The organism is Streptococcus mitis SK575 (genome assembly GCF_000257865.1).
In the GTDB taxonomy this organism is placed as follows: domain Bacteria; phylum Bacillota; class Bacilli; order Lactobacillales; family Streptococcaceae; genus Streptococcus; species Streptococcus mitis_CQ.
In genome coordinates, this window is sequence record NZ_AICU01000090.1 from 53,885 (window position 1) to 77,895 (window position 24,011).

Annotated in this window: 24 protein-coding genes; 23 read left to right on the plus strand and 1 reads right to left on the minus strand. The window is 40.6% G+C overall.

The genetic code is table 11. The annotated features are described in order from the left end of the window. Positions 1-180 precede the first annotated feature (180 nt). The 9 genes from HMPREF1048_RS12295 (at position 181) to HMPREF1048_RS12335 (ending at position 8,891) form a co-directional block, all read left to right on the plus strand. Complete coding sequence (locus HMPREF1048_RS12295; RefSeq protein WP_001093630.1) at positions 181-1,044, plus strand: helix-turn-helix domain-containing protein; 864 nt, start codon at positions 181-183, stop codon at positions 1,042-1,044. 305 nt (positions 1,045-1,349) lie between these two features. Beyond that, complete coding sequence (locus HMPREF1048_RS12300) at positions 1,350-1,970, plus strand: hypothetical protein (RefSeq protein WP_000839916.1); 621 nt, start codon at positions 1,350-1,352, stop codon at positions 1,968-1,970. A gap of 84 nt (positions 1,971-2,054) precedes the next feature. Next, entirely contained in the window at positions 2,055-2,498 is a 444-nt protein-coding gene (gene tsaE, locus HMPREF1048_RS12305; RefSeq protein WP_000288237.1) for a tRNA (adenosine(37)-N6)-threonylcarbamoyltransferase complex ATPase subunit type 1 TsaE, read from the plus strand. Then, entirely contained in the window at positions 2,488-3,006 is a 519-nt protein-coding gene (locus tag HMPREF1048_RS12310) for a GNAT family N-acetyltransferase (protein ID WP_000455533.1), read from the plus strand. Before tsaE ends, HMPREF1048_RS12310 begins: the two co-directional genes overlap by 11 nt. Before the next feature lie 7 nt (positions 3,007-3,013). Beyond that, positions 3,014-4,030 carry a glycopolymer--peptidoglycan transferase LytR gene (gene lytR / locus HMPREF1048_RS12315; protein ID WP_000239271.1) on the plus strand — a complete coding sequence of 339 codons (1,017 nt, stop codon included), beginning with the start codon at positions 3,014-3,016 and terminating at the stop codon, positions 4,028-4,030. An 85-nt stretch (positions 4,031-4,115) separates the two neighbouring features. Then, positions 4,116-5,372 (plus strand): competence/damage-inducible protein A, encoded by a 1,257-nt coding sequence (locus HMPREF1048_RS12320; RefSeq protein WP_000642687.1) that lies wholly within the window; start codon positions 4,116-4,118, stop codon positions 5,370-5,372. A 54-nt stretch (positions 5,373-5,426) separates the two neighbouring features. After that, positions 5,427-6,593 (plus strand): recombinase RecA, encoded by a 1,167-nt coding sequence (gene recA, locus HMPREF1048_RS12325; RefSeq protein ID WP_001085450.1) that lies wholly within the window; start codon positions 5,427-5,429, stop codon positions 6,591-6,593. A gap of 114 nt (positions 6,594-6,707) precedes the next feature. Further along, the gene (locus HMPREF1048_RS12330; RefSeq protein WP_001036248.1) at positions 6,708-8,078 is read left to right on the plus strand and encodes an MATE family efflux transporter; all 1,371 of its coding nucleotides are present in this window, start codon (positions 6,708-6,710) and stop codon (positions 8,076-8,078) included. Positions 8,079-8,174: 96 nt separating this feature from the next. Further along, the gene (locus HMPREF1048_RS12335; protein WP_000532883.1) at positions 8,175-8,891 is read left to right on the plus strand and encodes a YebC/PmpR family DNA-binding transcriptional regulator; all 717 of its coding nucleotides are present in this window, start codon (positions 8,175-8,177) and stop codon (positions 8,889-8,891) included. A gap of 55 nt (positions 8,892-8,946) precedes the next feature. Here the strand turns inward: HMPREF1048_RS12335 and HMPREF1048_RS12340 are convergent, their stop codons facing one another. After that, positions 8,947-9,588, minus strand: coding sequence for a DUF308 domain-containing protein (locus HMPREF1048_RS12340; RefSeq protein WP_004249328.1), 642 nt, complete (start codon positions 9,586-9,588; stop codon positions 8,947-8,949). Between the two features lie 213 nt (positions 9,589-9,801). Between HMPREF1048_RS12340 and HMPREF1048_RS12345 the strand changes: the two genes are divergently transcribed. From HMPREF1048_RS12345 to HMPREF1048_RS12410, 14 genes are all read left to right on the plus strand, one after another. Continuing rightward, positions 9,802-10,272 carry a MarR family winged helix-turn-helix transcriptional regulator gene (locus HMPREF1048_RS12345; protein ID WP_000360545.1) on the plus strand — a complete coding sequence of 157 codons (471 nt, stop codon included), beginning with the start codon at positions 9,802-9,804 and terminating at the stop codon, positions 10,270-10,272. Continuing rightward, positions 10,247-12,016, plus strand: a complete 1,770-nt coding sequence (locus HMPREF1048_RS12350; RefSeq protein ID WP_000731775.1) for an ABC transporter ATP-binding protein — start codon at positions 10,247-10,249, stop codon at positions 12,014-12,016. Before HMPREF1048_RS12345 ends, HMPREF1048_RS12350 begins: the two co-directional genes overlap by 26 nt. Beyond that, complete coding sequence (locus HMPREF1048_RS12355; RefSeq protein WP_000428376.1) at positions 12,006-13,766, plus strand: ABC transporter ATP-binding protein; 1,761 nt, start codon at positions 12,006-12,008, stop codon at positions 13,764-13,766. Before HMPREF1048_RS12350 ends, HMPREF1048_RS12355 begins: the two co-directional genes overlap by 11 nt. 95 nt (positions 13,767-13,861) lie before the next feature. Continuing rightward, positions 13,862-14,365 (plus strand): phosphatase PAP2 family protein, encoded by a 504-nt coding sequence (locus HMPREF1048_RS12360; RefSeq protein ID WP_000800912.1) that lies wholly within the window; start codon positions 13,862-13,864, stop codon positions 14,363-14,365. A gap of 113 nt (positions 14,366-14,478) precedes the next feature. Further along, positions 14,479-14,925: a LytTR family DNA-binding domain-containing protein gene (locus HMPREF1048_RS12365; protein WP_000776604.1), complete on the plus strand. Its 447-nt coding sequence runs from the start codon at positions 14,479-14,481 to the stop codon at positions 14,923-14,925. Positions 14,926-14,929: 4 nt separating this feature from the next. Next, complete coding sequence (locus HMPREF1048_RS12370; RefSeq protein ID WP_000725709.1) at positions 14,930-15,604, plus strand: LiaF transmembrane domain-containing protein; 675 nt, start codon at positions 14,930-14,932, stop codon at positions 15,602-15,604. A gap of 105 nt (positions 15,605-15,709) precedes the next feature. Beyond that, positions 15,710-15,898 carry a 50S ribosomal protein L28 gene (gene rpmB / locus HMPREF1048_RS12375; protein ID WP_001140948.1) on the plus strand — a complete coding sequence of 63 codons (189 nt, stop codon included), beginning with the start codon at positions 15,710-15,712 and terminating at the stop codon, positions 15,896-15,898. 155 nt (positions 15,899-16,053) lie between these two features. Beyond that, a complete protein-coding gene (locus tag HMPREF1048_RS12380) occupies positions 16,054-16,419 on the plus strand; it encodes an Asp23/Gls24 family envelope stress response protein (RefSeq protein WP_000216437.1) in 366 nt (121 codons plus the stop codon). Positions 16,420-16,421: 2 nt separating this feature from the next. Next, positions 16,422-18,089 (plus strand): DAK2 domain-containing protein, encoded by a 1,668-nt coding sequence (locus tag HMPREF1048_RS12385; RefSeq protein ID WP_000036655.1) that lies wholly within the window; start codon positions 16,422-16,424, stop codon positions 18,087-18,089. Positions 18,090-18,289: 200 nt separating this feature from the next. Beyond that, complete coding sequence (locus HMPREF1048_RS12390) at positions 18,290-19,990, plus strand: acetolactate synthase large subunit (protein ID WP_000411735.1); 1,701 nt, start codon at positions 18,290-18,292, stop codon at positions 19,988-19,990. Then, positions 19,983-20,459, plus strand: a complete 477-nt coding sequence (gene ilvN, locus HMPREF1048_RS12395; RefSeq protein ID WP_001253803.1) for an acetolactate synthase small subunit — start codon at positions 19,983-19,985, stop codon at positions 20,457-20,459. The genes HMPREF1048_RS12390 and ilvN overlap by 8 nt, the downstream gene beginning before the upstream one ends. Before the next feature lie 65 nt (positions 20,460-20,524). Next, complete coding sequence (gene ilvC / locus HMPREF1048_RS12400; RefSeq protein WP_000290683.1) at positions 20,525-21,547, plus strand: ketol-acid reductoisomerase; 1,023 nt, start codon at positions 20,525-20,527, stop codon at positions 21,545-21,547. Between the two features lie 113 nt (positions 21,548-21,660). Continuing rightward, the gene (gene ilvA, locus HMPREF1048_RS12405; RefSeq protein ID WP_000952978.1) at positions 21,661-22,911 is read left to right on the plus strand and encodes a threonine ammonia-lyase IlvA; all 1,251 of its coding nucleotides are present in this window, start codon (positions 21,661-21,663) and stop codon (positions 22,909-22,911) included. An 830-nt stretch (positions 22,912-23,741) separates the two neighbouring features. Beyond that, positions 23,742-23,957, plus strand: coding sequence for a capsule biosynthesis transcriptional regulator (locus HMPREF1048_RS12410; RefSeq protein WP_001130036.1), 216 nt, complete (start codon positions 23,742-23,744; stop codon positions 23,955-23,957). Positions 23,958-24,011: the final 54 nt, after the last annotated feature.

Genomic DNA, 24,011 nt, shown 5'->3' on the forward strand with positions numbered 1-24,011 from the left:
CCTTTCTGTTTCCTTGTTTTGATTCTAACAGATATATATTATTTAGTCAATTATTTTTATTGCTTTTTGAACTTTTTTTTTTTTTTATTATCATAAAGAATTATTTATTCCTTTAACTTGCTATTTTGAACTAAAAATTTTATAATGAAATTAAGCAAATAGGAAGGTTTATTATCTTTAATGAATACACTCGCAGAGAAATTCAGATTGAAAAGAAAAGAGTTGAGACTCTCCCAACAAACTCTTGCAGAAGGAATTTGTGAACAAAGCCAGATTAGTAAAATTGAGAGAGGGCATTTCATTCCCTCCGCAGACCTTTTGTTCAAACTCTCACAACGACTCGAAGTGCCATTAGATTATTTTTTTAATGAACAAATTGAAATTAAATCTAACCTCTCTAATTTCAAGCAATTATCTGCTCGACTATTAGATGACAGAAATTATGACAATTTGGAATATATTTATAGAATAGAGATTGAACGAAGTACTTTTCTAACACTAGAAGACCGAACTTACCTTGAATGGATTAAAGCTATTATTGACTTCTATCAATATGACAGTAAGTATGAGGCAATTTCTTCATTGGAAAATATATTATTAAAGGTCTCTTCAAATACTCTGATTTATTTAAAGGCGTTGAATACTCTATCTAATTTCTATTCCTTAGTGGGTCGTGAACAAGAATATGAGGCAAACTACTCTCATTTGATGGAGTTATATCAGACAAAAAATTTTGAGCATCAAGAGTTTTTATTTGGCTACATCAGAGTTCGTTACAACTACGCTCACTACCTAGTGTCAAAGGAAAAATATAACGAAGCCATCCAAGAAGCTCTTGAGACGATTGAACTCTGTAAACAAAGACAGACAAGCTACCAACTGGCTCCTCTACTTATTCTTGTAGGAAATGCTGGAGCCAAATTTCTAGACAAAGAACAAGTCAAAAATTATTATATAGAAGCAAGAGAGTTATGTAAGATTTATAACAATCCTTTAATGTTGATGAAGATAGAAAACTATTTGAAGGAATTAGATACTGTTTAGTTAATCTTGACATTATAGTTTTTCTGAAACGTTAAATAACCTGTAAGGCTGATAGTGAAATGAATACTATCAGCCTTATTTCAAATTTATATTCTTTGAAAATCTCTTCAAACCACGTCAGCTCTATCTGCAACCTCAAAACAGTGTTTTGAGCAACCTGTGGCTAGCTTCCTAGTTTACTCTTTGATTTTTACTGAGTATTAGTCTCTGGTGTTTGTTTAGCGTCTAAAAGAGACATTTGAGAAGATTGGAAACAGTTCTCTCTTTTCTCCTAGTATAATGATTGGTAGGAAGGGAGAGAAAAGATGAAATCAATGAGAGTCTTATTTTTGTTAGCTTTAATTCAAATCAGTTTGAGTAGCTGTTTCCTATGGAAGGAATGCATCTTGTCCTTTAAACAAAGTACAGCTTTTTTCATCGGAAGTATGGTATTCGTTTCGGGAATCTGTGCTGGAGTAAATTATCTTTATACCCGTAAGCAAGAAGTTCATAGTGTCCTAGCCAGTAAGAAGTCAGTGAAGCTTTTTTACAGTATCTTGCTCTTAATTAATTTGTTAGGAGCTGTTCTTGTCTTGTCAGATAACTTGTTCATCAAAAATACGTTGCAGCAAGAATTAGTTGACTTTTTATTGCCATCCTTCTTTTTCCTATTTGGACTAGATTTGCTGATTTTTTTACCCTTGAAAAAATACATGCGCGATTTGCTTGCTATGCTAGACAGAAAAAAGACAGTGTTGGTGACTATTTTAGCAACACTTCTTTTCTTAAGAAATCCAATGACCATTGTCTCACTTCTGATGTATATTGGACTGGGTTTGTTTTTTGCAGCCTATCTTGTCCCAAATTCGGTTAAGAAGGAAGTTTCCTTTTATGGTCATATTTTCCGAGATCTTGTATTGGTCATTGCTACGCTCATTTTCTTTTAGAGAAAGCTTGTTTTTATGGATGTTATGATGGTAAGTTTAGCAGGAAAATAGACACAAAAGAAAAGTTTTTGGTATAATAAGAGTATGTACACAAAAAATGAAGAAGAGCTACAAGCCTTAGGGGAACGCTTGGGCCATCTATTAGAAAAGAATGATGTTTTAATCTTAACTGGAGAGCTGGGTGCAGGTAAAACGACCTTTACTAAGGGACTTGCTAAAGGTTTACAGATTTCTCAAATGATTAAAAGTCCAACCTACACTATCGTAAGAGAGTATGAAGGTCGTCTTCCGCTTTACCACCTAGATGTTTATCGTATAGAGGGGGATGCTGATTCTATCGACTTGGATGAGTTTCTCTTTGGTGGTGGAGTGACTGCTATTGAGTGGGGCAATCTCTTAGGAGATGCCTTGCCAGATACTTATTTAGAATTGGAAATTCTAAAAGAAAAAGACGGTCGCAGATTACATTTCCAAGCAAAGGGGTTGCGTGCAGAAAAACTCTTAGAGGAGCTTCAACATGGAGTATGAATTGCTCATTAGGGAAGCAGAGCCTAAAGATGCAGCTGAATTAGTGGCTTTTTTAAATCGTGTGAGTTTGGAGACAGATTTTACCAGCTTAGACGGAGATGGTATTCTCTTGACTAGTGAGGAGATGGAAATATTCCTCAACAAGCAAGCTAGTTCGGACAATCAGATAACCTTACTTGCATTCTTAAATGATAAAATTGCTGGTATTATAAATATTACAGCTGACCAGCGCAAGAGAGTCCGTCATATTGGAGATCTCTTCATTGTGATTGGAAAAAGATATTGGAATAATGGATTGGGAAGTTTGTTGCTAGAAGAAGCGATAGAGTGGGCACAAGCAAGTGGCATTCTGCGTCGTCTCCAGCTGACTGTCCAAACTCGTAATCAAGCAGCAGTTCATCTTTATCAAAAGCATGGCTTTGTAATTGAAGGTCGCCAAGAGCGTGGAGCATATATAGAAGAAGGGAAATTTATCGATGTTTACTTGATGGGTAAACTGATAGATTAGTAGAAATATGGTTAAAAAAATTATTGGAATGGTGCTAGCTTTTCTAGCTGTGACAGTTTTAGGTGTCGGTGTTTTTGCGTATACTATTTATCAGCAAGGCACACAAACCTTATCAAAGACCTATAAAAAAATCGGAGAAGAAACCAAGGTTATCGAAGCAACAGAGCCTTTGACCATTCTGTTAATGGGGGTTGATACTGGGAATGTAGAGCGTACAGATCAATGGGCTGGAAATAGTGATTCTATGATTCTCTTGACTGTCAATCCACATACTAAGAAGACCATGATGCTGAGTTTGGAGCGTGATATCCTGACTAAAATTCAACATAAGGATGGTAGTATTGAAGAAGCGAAGCTAAACGCTGCCTATGCTGGTGGTGGAGCAGAACTTGCTATAGAAACAATTCAAAAGATGATGAATATCCATATCGATCGCTACATTATGGTTAATATGCAAGGATTGCAACAATTGGTCGATGCAGTGGGAGGTATTACGGTCAATAATACACTAGGTTTCCCAATCTCTATCAGTGACCAAGAAGAATTTAACACCATTTCTATCGGTGTTGGAGAGCAGACAATAAATGGAGAAGAAGCGCTTGTTTATTCACGCATGCGTTATCAAGACCCAGAAGGAGACTATGGTCGTCAGAAGCGTCAGCGTGAAGTCATTCAAAAAGTTGTTGAAAAAGTTCTTAGTTTAAATAGTGTCAGTCACTATCAGTCTATCTTAAAAGCCCTAAGTACTAATATGCAGACTAATATCGATTTATCTGCGAAAAGTATTCCGAGCTTGTTGGGCTATAAAGATTCATTTAAAACTATTGAAACACAACAGTTGAAGGGTGAAGGGGAGATGCTACAAGGCGTTTCTTATCAAATTGTTACGAGAAGCCATATGTTGGAAATGCAGAATCTTTTGAGACGTTCTTTGGGACAAGAAGAAGTCACTCAGCTTGAAACAAATGTTGTCTTATTTGAAGATTTATTTGGACGGGTGCCTGTTAGTGACGAAGATAATTAACTTTCTTACTATAAATAAAAAATCAATCGTGGGAAATTTCCTGCGATTTTTTCAAAAAAATACGAATAGATAGGTAGGAGGAAACATGAAAGCAGAAATCATTGCTGTTGGAACAGAGATTTTGACAGGACAGATTGTCAACACTAATGCCCAGTTTTTATCGGAAAAATTAGCAGAGATTGGGGTAGATGTTTATTTTCAGACGGCTGTAGGAGACAACGAAGCCCGTCTCTTATCCCTGCTTGAGATTGCCAGTCAACGTAGCAGTCTGGTGATTTTGACAGGTGGTTTGGGGCCGACTGAGGACGATTTGACCAAACAAACTCTAGCTAAATTTTTAGGGAAAGAATTAGTCTTTGACCCTCAGGCGCAGGAGAAGTTGGATGTCTTTTTTGCCCAGAGACCAGACTATGCCCGAACACCGAATAACGAAAGACAAGCTCAAATTGTAGAAGGAGCGACTCCACTGCCAAACGAAACAGGACTGGCTGTGGGAGGAATATTGGAAGTCGATGGAGTGACCTACGTTGTCCTTCCAGGTCCACCGAGTGAAATGAAACCTATGGTCTTAAATCAGCTTCTACCCAAGTTGATAACAGGGAGCAAGCTGTATTCCCGAGTTCTTCGTTTCTTTGGAATTGGCGAAAGTCAGCTGGTGACGATTCTGGCTGATTTGATTGATAATCAAACCGATCCTACCTTGGCACCTTATGCCAAGATAGGAGAAGTCACTCTGCGTCTGTCAACAAAGGATAGCAGTCAAGAAGAGGCGAATCAGGCGCTGGATATCTTGGAAAATCAAATCTTGGACCGCCAAACTTTTGAAGGCCTTTCTTTACGAGAACTCTGTTATGGTTATGGGGAAGAGTCCAGCTTGGCCAGCATTGTGGTAGAAAAGCTGAAAAGGCAAGGGAAAACTATCACGGCTGCAGAGAGTTTGACGGCAGGTCTTTTCCAAGCGACCGTGGCGAATTTTTCTGGAGCTTCAAGTATATTTAAGGGTGGTTTTGTGACCTATAGCTTGGATGAAAAATCAAAAATGTTGGATATTCCTGTCAAGGATTTGGAAGAGCATGGTGTGGTGTCTGAATTTACAGCTCAAAAGATGGCTGAGCAGGCACGAATCAAGACCCAGTCTGATTTTGGCATTAGCTTGACTGGAGTGGCAGGACCAGATAGCCTAGAAGGACACCCAGCTGGAACAGTCTTCATAGGCTTGGCTCAAGAGCATGGAACTGAGGTCATCAAGGTTAATATTGGAGGTAGAAGTCGAGCAGATGTACGTCACATTGCGGTTATGCATGCCTTTAACCTAGTTCGCAAGGCTTTATTAAGTGACTAACTTTTGATATAATAGTAGATAGGTCTGAGGACCATTAGAATGTAGGAGAATAGAATGGCGAAAAAACCAAAAAAATTAGATGAAATTTCAAAAAAATTCGGGGCAGAACGTGAAAAAGCCTTGAATGACGCTCTTAAATTGATTGAGAAAGACTTTGGTAAGGGTTCAATTATGCGTTTGGGTGAACGTGCCGAGCAAAAGGTGCAAGTGATGAGCTCAGGTTCTTTGGCTCTTGACATTGCCCTTGGTTCAGGTGGTTATCCTAAGGGACGTATCATCGAAATCTATGGACCAGAGTCATCTGGTAAGACAACGGTTGCCCTTCATGCAGTTGCGCAAGCACAAAAAGAAGGTGGTATTGCTGCCTTTATCGATGCGGAACATGCCCTTGATCCAGCTTATGCTGCGGCTCTTGGTGTTAACATTGACGAATTGCTCTTGTCTCAACCAGACTCAGGAGAGCAAGGTCTTGAGATTGCAGGGAAATTGATTGACTCAGGTGCCGTGGATCTTGTCGTAGTCGACTCAGTTGCGGCCCTTGTACCTCGTGCGGAAATTGATGGAGATATCGGAGATAGCCACGTTGGTTTGCAGGCTCGTATGATGAGCCAGGCTATGCGTAAGCTCGGTGCTTCTATCAATAAAACCAAAACAATTGCCATCTTTATCAACCAATTGCGTGAAAAAGTTGGAGTGATGTTTGGAAATCCAGAAACAACTCCTGGTGGACGTGCTCTGAAATTCTACGCATCAGTTCGTTTGGATGTTCGTGGAAGTACACAAATCAAGGGAACTGGTGACCAAAAAGACACCAACGTCGGTAAAGAAACTAAGATCAAGGTCGTGAAAAACAAGGTGGCTCCACCATTTAAGGAAGCCTTCGTTGAAATCATGTACGGAGAAGGGATTTCTAAGACTGGTGAGCTTTTGAAGATTGCAAGTGATTTGGATATCATCAAAAAAGCAGGAGCTTGGTACTCTTACAAGGATGAGAAAATCGGGCAAGGTTCTGAAAATGCTAAGAAATACTTGGCAGATCACCCAGAAATCTTTGATGAGATTGACCATCAAGTCCGTGTTCAATTTGGTTTGGTTGATGGAGAAGAAGCTTCTGTAGAAGGTGTTGAAACTAAAAAAGATGAAGCAGCTCAAGCAGATTCTGTGAATGAAGAAGTGACTCTTGACCTAGGCGATGAACTTGAAATCGAAATTGAAGAATAAGTTGTTAAAGTAGTGGATAAATCCACTGCTTTTTCGTTGCCTTGTTCTGGTTCTCAGCTCGCGCAAAGTTTGCTGTTTCTTGTCGCTCCTCTAGAAAGCTGATATAATAGTCTTATGAATAAAAAACGAACAGTGGATTTGATTCATGGTCCTATTCTTCCCTCGCTTTTGAGTTTTGCCTTCCCAATCTTGCTATCCAATATTTTCCAACAGCTCTATAACACTGCTGATGTCTTGATTGTTGGACGATTCCTTGGACAAGAATCCTTGGCGGCAGTAGGGGCAACAACTGCTATTTTTGACTTGATTATAGGCTTTACACTTGGTGTTGGTAATGGGATGGGGATTGTCATTGCTCGCTATTATGGGGCTCGGAATTTCACTAAAATTAAAGAAGCAGTAGCAGCCACCTGGATTTTAGGTGCTCTTTTGAGTGTTGTAGTGATGCTACTGGGCTTTCTTGGTTTGTATCCTCTCTTGCAATATTTAGATACTCCTGTAGAAATCCTTCCTCAGTCCTATCAATATATTTCTATGATTGTGACCTGTGTCGGTGTCAGCTTTGCTTATAATCTATTTGCAGCTTTGCTGCGATCTATTGGAGACAGTCTAGCTGCGCTTGGTTTTCTGATTTTCTCTGCTCTGGTTAATGTGGTTCTGGATCTCTATTTCATTACGCAATTGCATCTGGGAGTTCAATCCGCGGGACTAGCTACCATTATTTCGCAAGCCTTATCAGCGGTTCTCTGCTTTTATTATATCCGTAAGAGTGTGCCTGAGCTACTCCCTCAGCTCAAGCATTTTAAATGGGACAAAAGCTTGTACGCTGATCTCTTGGAGCAAGGTTTGGCTATGGGCTTGATGAGTTCGATTGTATCTATCGGCAGTGTGATTTTACAGTCTTCTGTTAATACCTTTGGTGCAGTGATTATTAGTGCCCAGACGGCGGCTCGACGTATTATGGCTTTCGCCCTTCTTCCTATGACCGCTATTTCTGCCTCGATGACGACCTTTGCTTCTCAGAATTTAGGTGCTAAGCGACCAGACCGCATTGTTCAAGGTCTTCGAATCGGCAGTCGTTTAAGTATGTCCTGGGCAATTTTTGTTTGTGTCTTCCTCTTTTTTGCCAGTCCATCCTTGGTTTCCTTCTTGGCTAGTTCGACAGATGGTTACTTGATAGAAAATGGCAGTCTGTACTTGCAAATCAGCTCAGCTTTTTATCCTATTTTGAGTCTTTTATTGATTTATCGCAATTGTTTGCAGGGCTTGGGGCAAAAAGTCCTTCCTCTGGTTTCTAGCTTTATCGAACTAATCGGGAAAATCGCTTTTGTGGTCTTGATTATCCCTTGGGCAGGCTATAAGGGTGTTATCCTTTGTGAACCCCTTATCTGGGTTGCCATGACCATTCAACTCTACTTCTCACTCTTCCGTCACCCCTTGATAAAAGAAGGCAAGGCAATCTTGGTAACCAAAGTGCAATCCTAGCTGTATTTACTAAATAAAATCTATTTCCTCTAGTGAAAATCGAAAAAACTTGTGTTATAATAAGAAAGATTAAAATGTGAAAAAAGGAGATTCCTAATGGGACGTAAATGGGCCAATATCGTAGCTAAGAAAACGGCTAAAGATGGAGCTAACTCTAAAGTATATGCAAAATTTGGTGTAGAAATCTATGTAGCAGCTAAAAAAGGTGATCCAGATCCAGAATCAAACTCAGCCTTGAAATTCGTTATCGACCGTGCTAAACAAGCCCAAGTGCCAAAACACGTTATCGATAAGGCTTTGGACAAGGCTAAAGGAAACACAGACGAAACCTTTACAGAAGGACGTTACGAAGGTTTTGGACCAAATGGTTCTATGTTGATTGTTGATACTTTGACATCAAACGTTAACCGTACAGCAGCCAATGTCCGTGCAGCCTTTGGTAAAAACGGCGGAAACATGGGTGCTTCAGGTTCTGTTTCTTACCTCTTTGACAACAAGGGTGTTATCGTATTTGCAGGTGAAGATGCGGACGCGGTCTTTGAGCAATTGCTAGAAGCAGATGTAGATGTGGACGATGTAGAAGCAGAAGAAGGAACAATTACTGTTTACACAGCTCCAACAGACCTTCACAAGGCTATCGTTGCCCTTCGTGAGTCAGGTGTCGAAGAATTCCAAGTGACTGAATTGGAAATGATTCCTCAGTCAGAAGTGGAATTGTCAGGTGATGACCTTGAAACCTTTGAAAAACTTTACAGCGTTCTTGAGGACGACGAAGACGTACAAAAGATCTACACAAACGTAGATGGATTCTAATAGAAAAACGAACAGTTTTACTAGCTGTTCGTTTTTTTGATATTTGAACTTAGACTCAGGTTTCAGAATCGTTTTGTTGCTTGCTTTTTTCTAGACCTAGACCGACTGCATGTTTTTGGACGAGCAAGAGCTGTCCATTGTCATCTTTTGCAAAAGTTAAGGTAACAGTCTTGATCTTGTCTCCAATGGAGATATAGGTGATTTTTTTCGTATTGTAACCCCCAAGAGTGAAGTCAAACTCGGAATCTGGCTTTCCGTGTTTATTGATAATATCCTCGTAGGTGGTACCACCTTTTCCTTTGTTGTCAAGGTCGCCTTCGATTAAGGCGTCGAACTGTTCTTGGGTCCAGGTGAAGGTATCGTCTGTCAAGTCGCTTTTTTCTTCGCGTTCCATTGAGGCACTCGTATCCATGTAGGAACGGTTAAACTCCTTGGCATACTCTTTGTAGACATCAGCGTATAGTGCCTGACTCGTAAAGAAAAGTACAACAGAGGCAACTGCCAGGGATGTTCCGATAATAGCCATTGTTTTCCGTTTTTTGAGGTTGACGATAAGGCCGATAATCCCCAAGATAAATGCGACGATGGCGATGAACAACGATAGATAGTTAATAAACGGGATCCAGGATCCTAAAAGTGCAATGGCTCCAAAAATGGTTGCTAAGATTCCTAAAACTCTTTGTTCTTCTGGTTTCATTTGAAAGTTTTCTCCCTTCATTGAGTGAATGGATTTCTATCCACAGTAGTTAGCGCTTATTATATAAAAGATATTGCCTAATGTCAATTTAAACTAAGATAGTTCTCATGAAAACTTTTTCTTGACATCTTTTCTGAAAATGGTAAAATAGTTCTCATGGAAACTTATTTAGTTCCTAGGAGAACTAAATGTGATGGTTAGAAAGGAGTTAGTATGGATAAACCGATGTTAGTCTTTAAGCGTTTTGGTCATCAGATTCACCTCATGGTGCAAAAGGAAGCCAAACGTTGTGGCATTGAATTTATGGGTGGGCCTCAAGGTCAGGTTGTACGTTTTTTGGATAGCCGTGAGGAAAATCAAGACTTGGTCTTGATTAAAGATATCGAGCAGGAACTCAATATTACCAAGTCTGTTGCTAGTAATCTAGTCAAGCGTATGGTGCAAAATGGTTTGGTGGAATTGGAGGCGAGTCCTGTCGATAAGCGGGCCAAGTTTGTACGTTTGACGGACAAAGCACGTTCTCAAATGCAGCAGGTTAAGGCATTCTTTGAACGCATTGACAAGCAGTTGATAGAAGACGTAGATGAAGATGAATTACTGATTTTTGAGAAGGTCCTTGCTCAACTACAGGAAAATATCAAGAGAATAGGAGGAGAGAATGAAGAAATTAGCAAAACGAATTAGTGGAAAAGAATGGGGGATTGTTTTTCTAGCCATTCTCTTTACCTGCTTTCAAGTTTATCTAGAGTTGGAAGTGCCAACCTATATCTCGAAAATTACGGATTTACTAGGAACTCAGGGTAGCAACTTAGATGAGTTATGGCAGCCAGCAAGCATGATGGTGGGAATGTCCTTTCTGGCCTTCTTGTCCGCAGTTGCAGTTGGATTTTTTGCGTCTAGAGTGGCTGCTTCTTATACTAGTAGGCTAAGAAGTGATATTTTTAATCGAGTTTTAGACTACTCGCAGACAGAGATTAAGAAATTCTCTATCCCTAGTCTCTTAACTCGTACGACCAATGATATTACCCAAGTTCAGATGTTGATTACCATGGGCTTGCAAGTGGTTACGCGTGGTCCGATTATGGCTATCTGGGCCATCGGGAAGATTTTAGGCCATTCAGAATACTGGCTCTGGGCCGTACTTGTGGCAGTGATTGTCAACGTTTTGATGACGATCGTTTTGGTGACGCTAGCCTTTCCAAAACAGTCCTTGATTCAGGGGCTGACAGATAAACTGAACAGTATCACTCGTGAAAGTTTAATAGGTATTCGTGTTGTTCGCGCCTACAATGCTGAAGAATACCAAAATGAAAAATTTGCAGCAGCAAATGATGAATTGACACGCTTGAATTTGTTTGTTAATCGTCTTATGGCCATTTTGAATCCCATCATGATGGGGATTTCAAGTGGTTTGAGTGTGGCGATTTACTGGATTGGGGCCTATGTAATCAACGATGCTGCTCCGACGGAGCGTCTGCCTCTCTTTAGTGACATGGTTGTTTTCATGTCTTATGCTATGCAGGTTGTCATGGGCTTCCTTCTCACGGGGGCGCTCTTCATCGTTCTTCCCCGAACTATGGTCTCTGCCAAGCGGATTAATCAAGTTCTAGATTTGCATTCTTCTATCCAAAATCCTGCTCAAGCGCAGCTGGCTGATGAAAATCTCAAAGGTCAGGTCGAGTTTAAGGATGTGACCTTCCGCTATGCGGCAAATTCGGAGGCGGTTGTTGAACATGTTAGCTTTAAAGCAGAAACTGGTCAAACAGTGGCCTTTATTGGGTCAACAGGTTCTGGTAAATCAACTCTGGTCAATCTGATTCCACGTTTCTACGATGTTTCAGATGGAGATATTCTGGTGGACGGTGTCAATGTTCAAGACTATGATCTGGAAGAGTTGCGCAACAAGGTCGGCTATATTCCACAAAAAGCTGTTCTCTTTTCAGGTGATGTCAAGGGCAATCTAGACTTTGGACACAGTCAAGAAACACCGCTTGGTGAGGAGGCTATGTGGCGAGCCTTAGAATTGGCCCAGTCTAAGAACTTTATCGAAGACAAGGAAGCGGGCTTAGAGTCAGAAGTAGCCCAAGGAGGAACCAACTTCTCAGGTGGTCAAAGACAGCGTCTGGCCATTGCGCGTGCCTTAGCTCGGAAGTCAGAAATCCTCATCTTTGATGACTCCTTCTCAGCCTTGGACTACAAGACAGACCGTGTCCTACGCCAAGAGCTAGCAGAAAAAACCAAATCTATGACCAAGCTTATCGTCGCACAACGTATTTCAACGATTATGGATGCTGATTTGATTTTGGTCTTGGATCAAGGTAAAGTCGTGGGACAAGGCACCCACAAGGAACTTCTAGCTAATAACGAAGTTTACCAAGAAATTGCCTATTCACAATTATCGAAGGAGGAATTGGAACATGGAAAATAAAAAAACGTCTCTCTGGAAACAGAGTAAACCCTATCTTGCAGGTCTCCAGTTTGCCCTTCTGATTGCCTTTTTAGCAACAATCCTATCTAATATCATTACTGTATATGGCCCAACCCGTATCAAGGAAATGACCAATATCATTGCTAGTGGTCTGGGAACAAGTGTGGATGTCGCGGCGGTTGCAGCTATTGGTGGTTTTTTAGCCGTGATTTATGTGATTGGACTTTTATCAAATTATTTGCAGGCCTTTCTATTTACAACAGCCATTCAACGTTTTTCAGAGCGTTTGAGAACAGCCATTGCAGAGAAAATCAATAGCCTGCCATTGGGGTATTTTGATGGACACTCTCAAGGAGATACCTTGTCTCGTGTAACCAATGACGTTGACACTGCAGCCCAATCCCTCAATCAAAGTCTGGGAACAGTTCTTTCATCCACTTTATTGGTCGTGGCAGTCTTGGTGACCATGTTTGGGATGAACTGGATTTTAGCCTTGGTGACGGTTGTGTCAACTCTTGTTGGCTTTGCCTTCGTATCCGTCTTTATGGGCAAATCCCAGGGCTTTTTTAAGAGTCAGCAACAAGATTTGGCAGCTGTCAATGGATATGTGGAAGAAATGTACTCTGGCCATAATGTGGTGACCAGCTACAATGCTATCGAGAGTACGAAAGAAGAATTTGCGAAATTAAACCATCGTCTGTATGACAGTATCTGGAAATCTCAGTTTATTTCAGGGATTATGATGCCGATTATGATGTTTATTGGGAACTTTAGCTATGCCTTGGTGATTATCGTTGGTGCAGCCTTGGCTTTAAATGGACACATCAGTATCGGGATTATCGTTGCTTTTATGGCCTACGTTCGTATCTTTTCTCAGCCTCTTTCACAAATTGCCCAAGGGATTACTAGTCTTCAGCAGGCTAGTGCAGCCATGGGACGTGTCTTCGAATTCCTAGCTGAAGAGGAAATGGAAGACGAATCCCATAAAGAAGGACAATCGAGCGATATGAAAGGGCAAGTAGTCTTTGACCGAGTCTCCTTTGGTTACACACCAGAGCGAACTATTATCCATGACTTTTCTGCGACCGCTCATGCAGGTCAAAAGGTTGCCATTGTCGGACCGACTGGAGCTGGGAAGACAACCATTGTCAATCTTTTGATGAAGTTCTATGAGATTGATAAGGGAAGTATCCGTATCGATGGTGTGGATACCAAAGAGATGAAGCGTTCGGAAGTGCACGATGCCTTTTCAATGGTCTTGCAGGACACTTGGCTCTTTGAAGGGACCATTCGCGACAATCTCATCTATAACCAAACAGGTATTAGTGATGAGCGCGTGATTGAAGCCAGCAAGGCTGTGGGGATTCATCACTTTATCATGACCCTACCAGATGGTTACGATACCGTCTTGGACGACACGGTAACCTTGTCTGTCGGGCAAAAACAACTCTTGACCATTGTTCGTGCTTTGCTGAAAGATGCACCACTCCTAATCCTAGATGAAGCGACCTCTTCGGTTGATACACGGACGGAAGAATTAATCCAGAAAGCCATGGACCGTTTGATGGAGGGCAGAACTTCCTTTGTCATCGCCCACCGCTTGTCAACCATCCGTAATGCTGATCTTATTCTGGTTATGAAAGATGGCAATATCATCGAGCAAGGCAATCATTATGATCTGATGGCGCAAGCTGGTTTCTATGCAGATCTCTATAACAGTCAGTTCACAGAAGATGAGGCAGAAGAATAAACCAAAAGAAGGCTTGACGGCCTTCTTTTTCTGCACTATACTAGAAGACAAGTGCTTCCCTATAAGCAAAATTTGAGTAAGTGATGAGAAAATATATGAAAAATTATCAAGAATGGTATGACCGCGTTGCTAGTAACATTGAAAATAAGCCCTTTCTGCTGACCTTGTTAAGAACTTTCAATCGGTTCATGACAGTAGTCATGCCTATAGTTTATTTAACCTTGTTAGTAATTACCTATCTCCAAGAAGGACTTGGGAAGCAGGTCTTGATGTATGTGTTTGTCCCTGCGTCAGGTTTTGTAATTTTGTCTCTTTTCCGTAAGAAAATCAATGCTCCTAGGCCTTATGAAGTTTGGGAAATTGTACCGCTACTAGACAGAGATAGTCCTGGTCAGTCTATGCCTAGTCGTCATGTCTTTTCAGCCACCATTATCTCCATGGCTTGCTTACATGCTAGTTTATCCGTAGGTTTAATCTTGCTGATCTTATCAGCCATCCTCGGTCTAGTAAGAGTCCTAGGTGGTGTCCATTATCCCAAGGATGTAGTGGTTGGCTATATTTGTGCTCTTGTGTGGGGTGTGATTTTATTTCTATGTTGACCTGTAAGTTAAGGCGGTCCTAGAACCACTTACGTGGCTAAAGTAACCACTTGCTTTTTTGCTCTTGTTTTCTTATTTTTCCTTTGATATAGTAGAGTCAGAAAGGAGATGGAATGAAGTTACGAATCGAAATTGATAGCAATTTAGAGGAAACTGAAATTGTCATCAAGGCAGCGGCCTTGACAGATGAGATTGCGGATTTACAGCGACTCTTACAAGAGTCCAAGTCTCCTAGGTTGATTTTTTACAAAGGGACGGGTGAATATTATCTGGACTTGTCGGAAATTCTCTTCTTTGAGACAGAAGGGAACAAGATTTACGCCCATACCCAGAAAGATGCCTACGAAGTTCGGCTTAAACTCTATGAGTTAGAGGCTATCCTTCCTCGTTATTTTAGTCGGGTATCCAAGTCAACGATTGCTAATATTCGGCAAGTCTATTCGGTGGACAAGTCCTTTTCAGGAACGGGCACCATTTCCTTTTATCAGACCCACAAGGAGGTTCATGTGTCACGGCATTACCAATCCCTCCTAAAAGAAAATCTAAGAAACATGAGGTAAGAACATGAAAAAGAAAGCATTTGGTATTGTGTTGCTTATTTTTGCAGCTGTAATATTATTACAAGGAAATTTTGGAATCCCTTCTCTTGGAGGGCAAATTTGGCCCTTGATTGGCATTGCTTTTTTTGCCTACCAATCAGTTGGAGCTTTGTTGCGTCGCCACTTAACCTCAGCCTCTTTTACAGCTCTAGTAGCCTTACTAATCGCCAACCACTCTTATGATATTTTACCGATTCCCAATCAGTCACTGTTCTGGGCAGGAATTCTGATCGTTCTCGGAGTAAATATGTTGACTCATTCTAACAGAACCTGGAATGGAAAAAAATGGTGGTATGATGGTGAAAAGACCATTCTTACAGATAAGGAAGTCGCTTTTGGGACTGGGACTTTCTACAAGCAAGACCAAGAATTGGTAGAAGACCAAGTTGAAGTTGGTTTTGGCAATGCCAAGATATATTATGACAATGCAGAGATGTTAGGTGATAGCGCAACACTGAAAGTTGAAGTTGGTTTTGGCAATGCAGTTATCTATGTTCCTCAACATTGGAGAGTTGATTTAAAGGTGGAAACTTTCTGTGGTGTAGCCAAGGCAGATACTTCTCTAGCCCCAACCAGCAAAACCTTGATTATCCGTGGGGATGTAGCTTTTGGAAAGTTGGGAATTGTCTACGTTAAATAAAAAAATCTTCCAATTCCCTTGCAAAAATGAAGAAAGTGTGATAACATAGTACGGTATGTGGTGCTAGCACATCCGCTATATTAGATCTAATAGGAGGAAAACACAATGGCTAAAGTATGTTACTTTACAGGTCGTAAGACTGTATCAGGAAACAACCGTTCACACGCGATGAACCAAACAAAACGTGCCGTAAAACCAAACCTTCAAAAAGTTACTGTTCTTATCGATGGTAAACCTAAAAAAGTTTGGGCTTCAGCTCGTGCTTTGAAATCAGGTAAAGTTGAACGCGTTTAATAATAAAAGTAAGGAGACCTTAGGGTCTTTTTTCTTTTACTGTAGGTATAAAATCATTTGAAAAATAGAGTAAATATCCGCTGATACAGTATTCTGCTTTTACACTTGGGCTGAAATATGATAAAATAGAGTATCAACTAGTTGAGGTAAAAAGGATGACTGTAAAAATTAATACAAAAGATGGTCAAATCGAACTAACAGATGAAGTGATTGCAACCGTCGTAGGTGGAGCAGCAACTGAGATTTTTGGTGTGGTCGGTATGGCTAGTAAAAATGCCCTCAAAGATAACTTCCAAGCTCTTCTAGGTAAGGAGAATTATTCTAAAGGCGTCGTCGTAAAAGCGGCCGAAGATGGCAGTATTGCAGTTGATGTATATACCGTGTTGAGCTACGGAACAAAGATTAGCGAAGTGTCAAAAAACATTCAAGAGCGTGTTCGTTTTAGTTTGGAAAACCAACTTGGAATTACTGCTCAGACTGTAAATGTCTACATTCAAAATATCAAAGTTGTAGGAGAATAACCGTGTCAAAAATTACTACTAGCTTATTTCAAGAAATGGTGCAGGCTGCATCAACTCGCTTGAATAAGCAAGCTGAATATGTCAATTCATTAAACGTCTTCCCAGTTCCAGATGGAGATACAGGGACAAATATGGGAATGACCATTGAAAATGGTGCTAAGGAAGTTGCAGATAAGCCAGCTTCTACTGTTGGAGAGGTAGCAAGCATTCTTGCAAAAGGTCTTTTGATGGGTGCGCGTGGGAACTCAGGAGTTATTACATCTCAGCTTTTCCGCGGATTTTCACAAGCCATCAAGGATAAAGACGAGTTAACAGGTCAAGACTTGGCCCTTGCCTTCCAATCAGGTGTGGAAGTTGCCTACAAGGCAGTTATGAAACCAGTTGAAGGAACGATTTTGACAGTTTCTCGTGGGGCTGCTATCGGTGCTAAGAAAAAAGCTGAGCAAACAGATGACGCTGTTGAAGTCATGCGCGCAGCCTTGGAAGGTGCTAAAACAGCTCTAGCTAAAACGCCAGACATGCTTCCAGTATTGAAAGAAGTTGGCGTTGTGGACTCAGGTGGTCAAGGACTGGTCTTTATCTACGAAGGTTTCCTTTCAGCCCTTACTGGCGAATATATTGCATCTGAGGACTTTGTAGCGACTCCGGCCAATATGAGTGAAATGATTAATGCAGAGCACCACAAGTCTGTAGCTGGTCATGTAGCGACTGAGGACATCACCTTTGGTTACTGTACTGAAATCATGGTAGCCCTTAAGCAAGGCCCAACCTATGCCAAAGATTTTGACTACGACGAGTTCCGTAACTACTTGAATGAACTTGGGGATTCTCTCCTTGTTGTCAATGATGATGAAATTGTCAAAGTCCATGTCCATACAGAAGATCCAGGTCTTGTTATGCAAGAAGGCCTCAAATATGGTAGCTTGGTCAAGGTAAAAGTTGATAATATGCGTAACCAACACGAAGCACAGGTTGAGAAAGAAGCTGCTCAAGTTAGCAAGCCTGCTGAAGAAAAAGAGTATGCTTTGATTGCTGTAGTGGCTGGTAAAGGTCTAGCAGATATCTTCCGTTCTCAAGGTGTGGATTATGTTATCGAAGGCGGTCAAACCATGAACCCTTCAACAGAAGACTTTATCAAGGCTGTTGAACAGGTCAACGCTCGTAACATCATCTTCCTGCCAAACAACAAAAACATCTTCATGGCAGCTCAATCTGCAGCAGAAGTTTTGGAGCAACCAGCAGTAGTGGTGGAAGCTCGTACTTTGCCACAAGGTTTGACAAGTCTTCTCGCCTTTGATCCAAGCAAGTCCATCGAAGAAAACCAAGAGCGTATGACTGCTGCTCTTAGCGATGTCGTTAGCGGAAGCGTCACAACAGCTGTGCGTGATACAACCATTGATGGTTTAGAAATCCATGAAAACGATAATCTTGGTATGGTGGATGGGAAAATCCTCGTGTCAAACCCTGATATGCATCAAACCTTGACAGAAACCTTGAAACATATGTTGGATGAAGATAGTGAAATCGTAACCTTCTATGTCGGTGAAGACGGAAGCGAAGAACTTGCCAATGAAATTGCTCAAGAAATCGCAGAAGAATTCGAAGACGTTGAAGTCGAGATTCACCAAGGTCAACAACCTGTTTACCCATACCTATTTAGTGTGGAATAAGATTAATGAAGGACTGAGAAATCAGTTCTTTTTTTCTTTTTAAATAATGAAATCGGTATCTTTTAAATAAAAACCAAAATAACATTCATAAATAAACGTTAAAATAGAAAATTCAGAAAATTTCTTCTTTTGTCTTGAAAAATTTTGAAAAAGTGGTATGATAGTAACAAGTTATTTTTAAGAGGAAAGAAAGGGGAACAATGGAGAAAATCAGTTTAGAATCTCCTAAGACGGGGTCGGACCTAGTTTTGGAAACACTTCGTGATTTAGGAATTGATACCATCTTTGGTTATCCTGGTGGTGCGGTCTTGCCTTTTTATGATGCGATATATAATTTTAAAGGCATTCGCCACATTCTAGGGCGCCATGAGCAAGGTTGTCTGCATGAAGCTGAAGGTTATGCCAAATCAACTGGAAAGTTGGGTGTTGCCGTCGTCACTAGCGGACCGGGAGCAACCAATGCCATTACAGGGATTGCAGATGCCATGAGCGATAGCGTTCCCCTTTTGGTCTTTACAGGTCAGGTGGCGCGAGCAGGTATTGGGAAGGATGCCTTTCAGGAGGCAGACATCGTGGGAATTACCATGCCAATCACTAAGTACAATTACCAAGTTCGTGAGACAGCTGATATTCCGCGTATCATTACGGAAGCTGTCCATATCGCAACTACAGGTCGACCAGGCCCAGTTGTCATTGATCTACCTAAAGACGTATCTGCTTTAGAAACGGACTTCATCTATTCACCAGAAGTGAACCTACCAAGCTATCAACCGACTCTTGAGCCAAATGATATGCAAATCAAGAAAATCTTGAAGCAATTATCCAAGGCTAAAAAACCAGTCTTGCTAGCTGGTGGTGGGATTAGTTATGCTGAAGCTGCTGCGGAATTAAATGAATTTGCAGAACGCTATCAAATTCCAGTGGTAACCAGTCTTTTGGGACAAGGAACGATTGCAACGAGTCATCCACTCTTCCTTGGAATGGGAGGCATGCACGGGTCATTCGCAGCTAATATTGCCATGACGGAAGCGGACTTTATGATTAGTATTGGTTGTCGTTTCGATGACCGCTTGACGGGTAATCCTAAGACTTTCGCTAAGAATGCTAAGGTTGCCCATATTGACATTGACCCAGCCGAGATTGGCAAGATTATCAGTGCAGATATTCCTGTAGTTGGAGATGCTAAGAAGGCCTTGCAAATGTTGCTGGCCGAACCAACAGTTCATAACAATACTGAAAAATGGATTGAAAAAGTCACTAAAGACAAGAACCGCGTTCGTTCTTATGATAAGAAAGAGCGTGTGGTTCAACCGCAAGCAGTTATTGAACGCATTGGTGAATTGACGAATGGGGATGCCATTGTGGTCACAGACGTTGGTCAACACCAAATGTGGACAGCTCAGTATTATCCCTACCAAAACGAACGTCAGTTAGTGACTTCAGGTGGTTTGGGAACCATGGGATTCGGAATTCCAGCAGCAATCGGTGCTAAAATTGCTAACCCAGATAAGGAAGTAGTCTTGTTTGTTGGGGATGGCGGGTTCCAAATGACTAACCAGGAATTGGCTATTTTGAACATTTACAAGGTGCCAATCAAGGTGGTTATGCTGAACAACCACTCACTTGGAATGGTTCGCCAATGGCAGGAATCCTTCTATGAAGGTAGAACATCTGAGTCGGTCTTTGATACCCTTCCTGATTTCCAACTGATGGCACAAGCTTATGGTATTAAAAACTATAAGTTTGACAATCCTGAGACCTTGGCTCAAGACCTTGAAGTCATCACTGAGGATGTTCCTATGCTAATCGAGGTAGATATTTCTCGTAAGGAACAGGTGCTACCAATGGTACCAGCTGGTAAGAGTAATCATGAGATGTTGGGGGTGAAGTTCCATGCGTAGAATGTTAACAGCAAAACTACAAAATCGTTCAGGAGTCCTCAATCGCTTTACTGGCGTTCTGTCTCGTCGTCAGGTTAATATTGAAAGCATCTCTGTTGGAGCAACAGAAGATCCGAATGTATCGCGTATCACCATTATTATTGATGTTGCTTCACATGATGAGGTGGAGCAAATTATCAAACAGCTCAATCGTCAGATTGATGTGATTCGCATTCGAGATATTACAGACAAGCCTCATTTGGAGCGCGAAGTGATTCTGGTTAAGATGTCAGCACCAGCTGAGAAACGAGCTGAGATTCTAGCGATTATTCAACCTTTCCGTGCAACGGTGGTAGACGTAGCACCAAGCTCGATTACCATTCAGATGACAGGAAATGCTGAAAAGAGTGAAGCTCTATTGCGAGTCATTCGACCATACGGTATTCGCAATATCGCTCGTACGGGTGCAACTGGATTTACCCGCGATTAAAAATCCAACTTAAATTTGTTAAACCAGCCTAAAAGGCAATAAATAATAGAAAAGAGAGAAAAACTATGGCAGTTCAAATGGAATACGAAAAAGATGTTAAAGTAGCAGCACTTGACGGTAAAAAAATCGCCGTTATCGGTTATGGTTCACAAGGACATGCGCATGCTCAAAACTTGCGTGACTCAGGTCGTGACGTTATTATCGGTGTACGTCCAGGTAAATCTTTTGATAAAGCAAAAGAAGATGGATTTGACACTTACACAGTAGCAGAAGCTACTAAATTGGCTGACGTTATCATGATTTTGGCACCAGACGAAATCCAACAAGAACTTTACGAAGCAGAAATCGCTCCAAACTTGGAAGCTGGAAATGCCGTTGGATTTGCTCATGGTTTCAATATCCACTTTGAGTTTATCAAAGTTCCTGCAGATGTAGATGTCTTTATGTGTGCACCTAAAGGACCAGGACACTTGGTACGCCGTACTTATGAAGAAGGATTTGGCGTTCCAGCTCTTTATGCAGTTTACCAAGATGCAACAGGAAATGCGAAAAACATTGCTATGGACTGGTGTAAAGGTGTTGGAGCAGCTCGTGTAGGTCTTCTTGAAACAACATACAAAGAAGAAACTGAAGAAGATTTGTTTGGTGAACAAGCTGTACTTTGTGGTGGTTTGACTGCCCTTATCGAAGCAGGTTTCGAAGTCTTGACAGAAGCAGGTTACGCTCCAGAATTGGCTTACTTTGAAGTTCTTCACGAAATGAAATTGATCGTTGACTTGATCTACGAAGGTGGATTCAAGAAAATGCGTCAATCTATTTCAAATACTGCTGAGTACGGTGACTATGTATCAGGTCCACGTGTAATCACTGAACAAGTTAAAGAAAATATGAAAGCTGTCTTGGCAGACATCCAAAATGGTAAATTTGCAAATGACTTTGTAAATGACTATAAAGCTGGACGTCCAAAATTGACTGCTTACCGTGAACAAGCAGCTAACCTTGAAATTGAAAAAGTTGGTGCAGAATTGCGTAAAGCAATGCCATTCGTTGGTAAAAACGACGATGATGCATTCAAAATCTATAACTAATTGATAGAAATTAAGGTGAAGGCGAGTTGGGGGACTAACTCGCTTTTATAATCAATTCATCTCTTTTTAAAAGGATGGATTGCGATAAGTATGAAATAGTTTAGGAGAAAATGATGTTAAGTTCAAAAGATATCATCAAGGCTCATAAAGTCTTGAACGGTGTGGTTGTGAATACCCCACTGGATTATGACCATTATTTGTCGGAGAAGTATGGTGCTAAGATTTATTTGAAAAAGGAAAATGCCCAACGTGTTCGTTCTTTTAAAATTCGTGGTGCCTATTATGCCATTTCCCAGCTCAGCAAGGAAGAACGTGAGCGTGGGGTAGTCTGCGCTTCGGCGGGGAATCATGCGCAGGGAGTAGCCTATACCTGTAATGAAATGAAGATTCCTGCTACTATCTTTATGCCCATTACAACTCCGCAACAAAAGATTGGTCAGGTTCGCTTTTTTGGTGGGGAGTTCGTAACCATTAAACTAGTTGGAGATACCTTTGATGCTTCTGCTAAGGCAGCTCAAGAATTTACAGTTTCTGAAAATCGTACCTTTATTGATCCCTTTGATGATGCCCATGTTCAAGCAGGTCAAGGGACAGTTGCTTATGAGATTTTAGAAGAAGCTCGAAAAGAATCGATTGATTTTGATGCTGTCTTGGTTCCTGTTGGTGGTGGCGGTCTCATTGCTGGGGTTTCTACCTATATCAAGGAAACAAGTCCAGAAATTGAAGTCATTGGAGTAGAGGCTAATGGAGCGCGTTCCATGAAGGCGGCCTTTGAAGCTGGTGGGCCAGTCAAACTCAAAGAAATTGACAAATTTGCGGATGGGATTGCTGTACAAAAGGTAGGTCAATTGACCTATGAAGCAACTCGTCAACATGTTCAAACCTTAGTAGGTGTCGATGAGGGATTGATTTCTGAAACCTTGATTGACCTTTACTCTAAGCAAGGGATTGTTGCAGAACCTGCTGGAGCGGCTAGTATTGCTTCTTTAGAAGTTTTAGCTGAATATATCAAGGGGAAAACCATTTGTTGTATCATTTCTGGAGGAAATAATGATATCAACCGTATGCCAGAAATGGAAGAACGTGCCTTGATTTATGATGGGATCAAGCATTACTTTGTGGTCAATTTTCCACAGCGTCCAGGTGCTCTGCGTGAGTTTGTAAATGATATCCTGGGGCCAAATGATGATATCACACGTTTTGAGTATATCAAACGAGCTAGCAAGGGGACAGGGCCTGTATTAATTGGGATCGCTTTGGCAGATAAGCATGATTATGCAGGATTGATTCGTCGAATGGAAGGTTTTGATCCAGCTTATATTAACTTAAATGGTAATGAAACGCTCTATAATATGCTTGTCTGAGGACTAATAAAAAAATATCATATTATTTGCACAACTGATGTATAGGTGTTATAATGAGGGTGAAGAAAGGGGGCGATTCCTATGGACTTAGGAAATCTATCGTGCTATTTCTACTACAACTCACTATAGCACCTATTATTTTTGATTCTGTTTATATTGAGGCGACAGAATTACTTACTATATATAAGGAAATTTTTTGAAATCCCCAATTGTATATATCCCTAATTTGAACTTTCAATAAATATAATAGGAATCAGAAAAAATAATCAATGTTTGTGAGATGGTTGCTAGGTGAGTCGGCTGAAAAACTCGTGAGATAAACAATAGTGCTAGACATGAAACAGCTAGTGATACTGTTTTTAAATGACTAGCTGGAAAGCGGGTATGTAATCAGAAGGTGCAAGATTGGACAAAGTAAGTAGTACCGGTTGTAAAACGAATAAGATATAGATAAGGACAGGAAAGGAACCAAAGAAGGAGAAAGAAAAACGGAATGGTTTAGAGATAGTGTGGAGTGAAAGACTATCTTTAGTGGACTTGTTGATTTAAAAGGAATATATAGAATGAAATAGTAAATCCTGTCTATCCTATTGAGAAACTGGCATTCAGTATACATGAATATTTTTACAAGTTTAAAGTTTAATAATACAATTGTTTTTTAGGAGCATACTAATGGGTTATAGTAAGCAAAAACCTATATATTATCGGCTTTAAAAAGGAAGTAAGAAGATTCTGAATCATTTATTTTATTGAATATATGTTTTTTTATTGACAAAAGACATAAAAACGTATACAATAATATAACGTAAAGAAGAAAATAGGAGAAGAACATGGCTAAGTCAAACTTTGAAAAAGTAGAATCAGTTGTTGGCTGGGTTCGTGATAAGAAAATCACAGGCTACCGTATCTCTAAAGAAACGAATGCGCGTGAAATGTCTATCATTGCTCTAGCGCAGGGTCGTGCAAAAGTAAAAAATATTTCATTTGAAACAGCTCTAGGTTTAATTGATTTCTATGAAAAAAATCATGAAAAATTTGAAGATTAATCTTTGGATAATGGCGGATTCTTGAATAAGGTCTGCCTTTTCATTTTGATACTC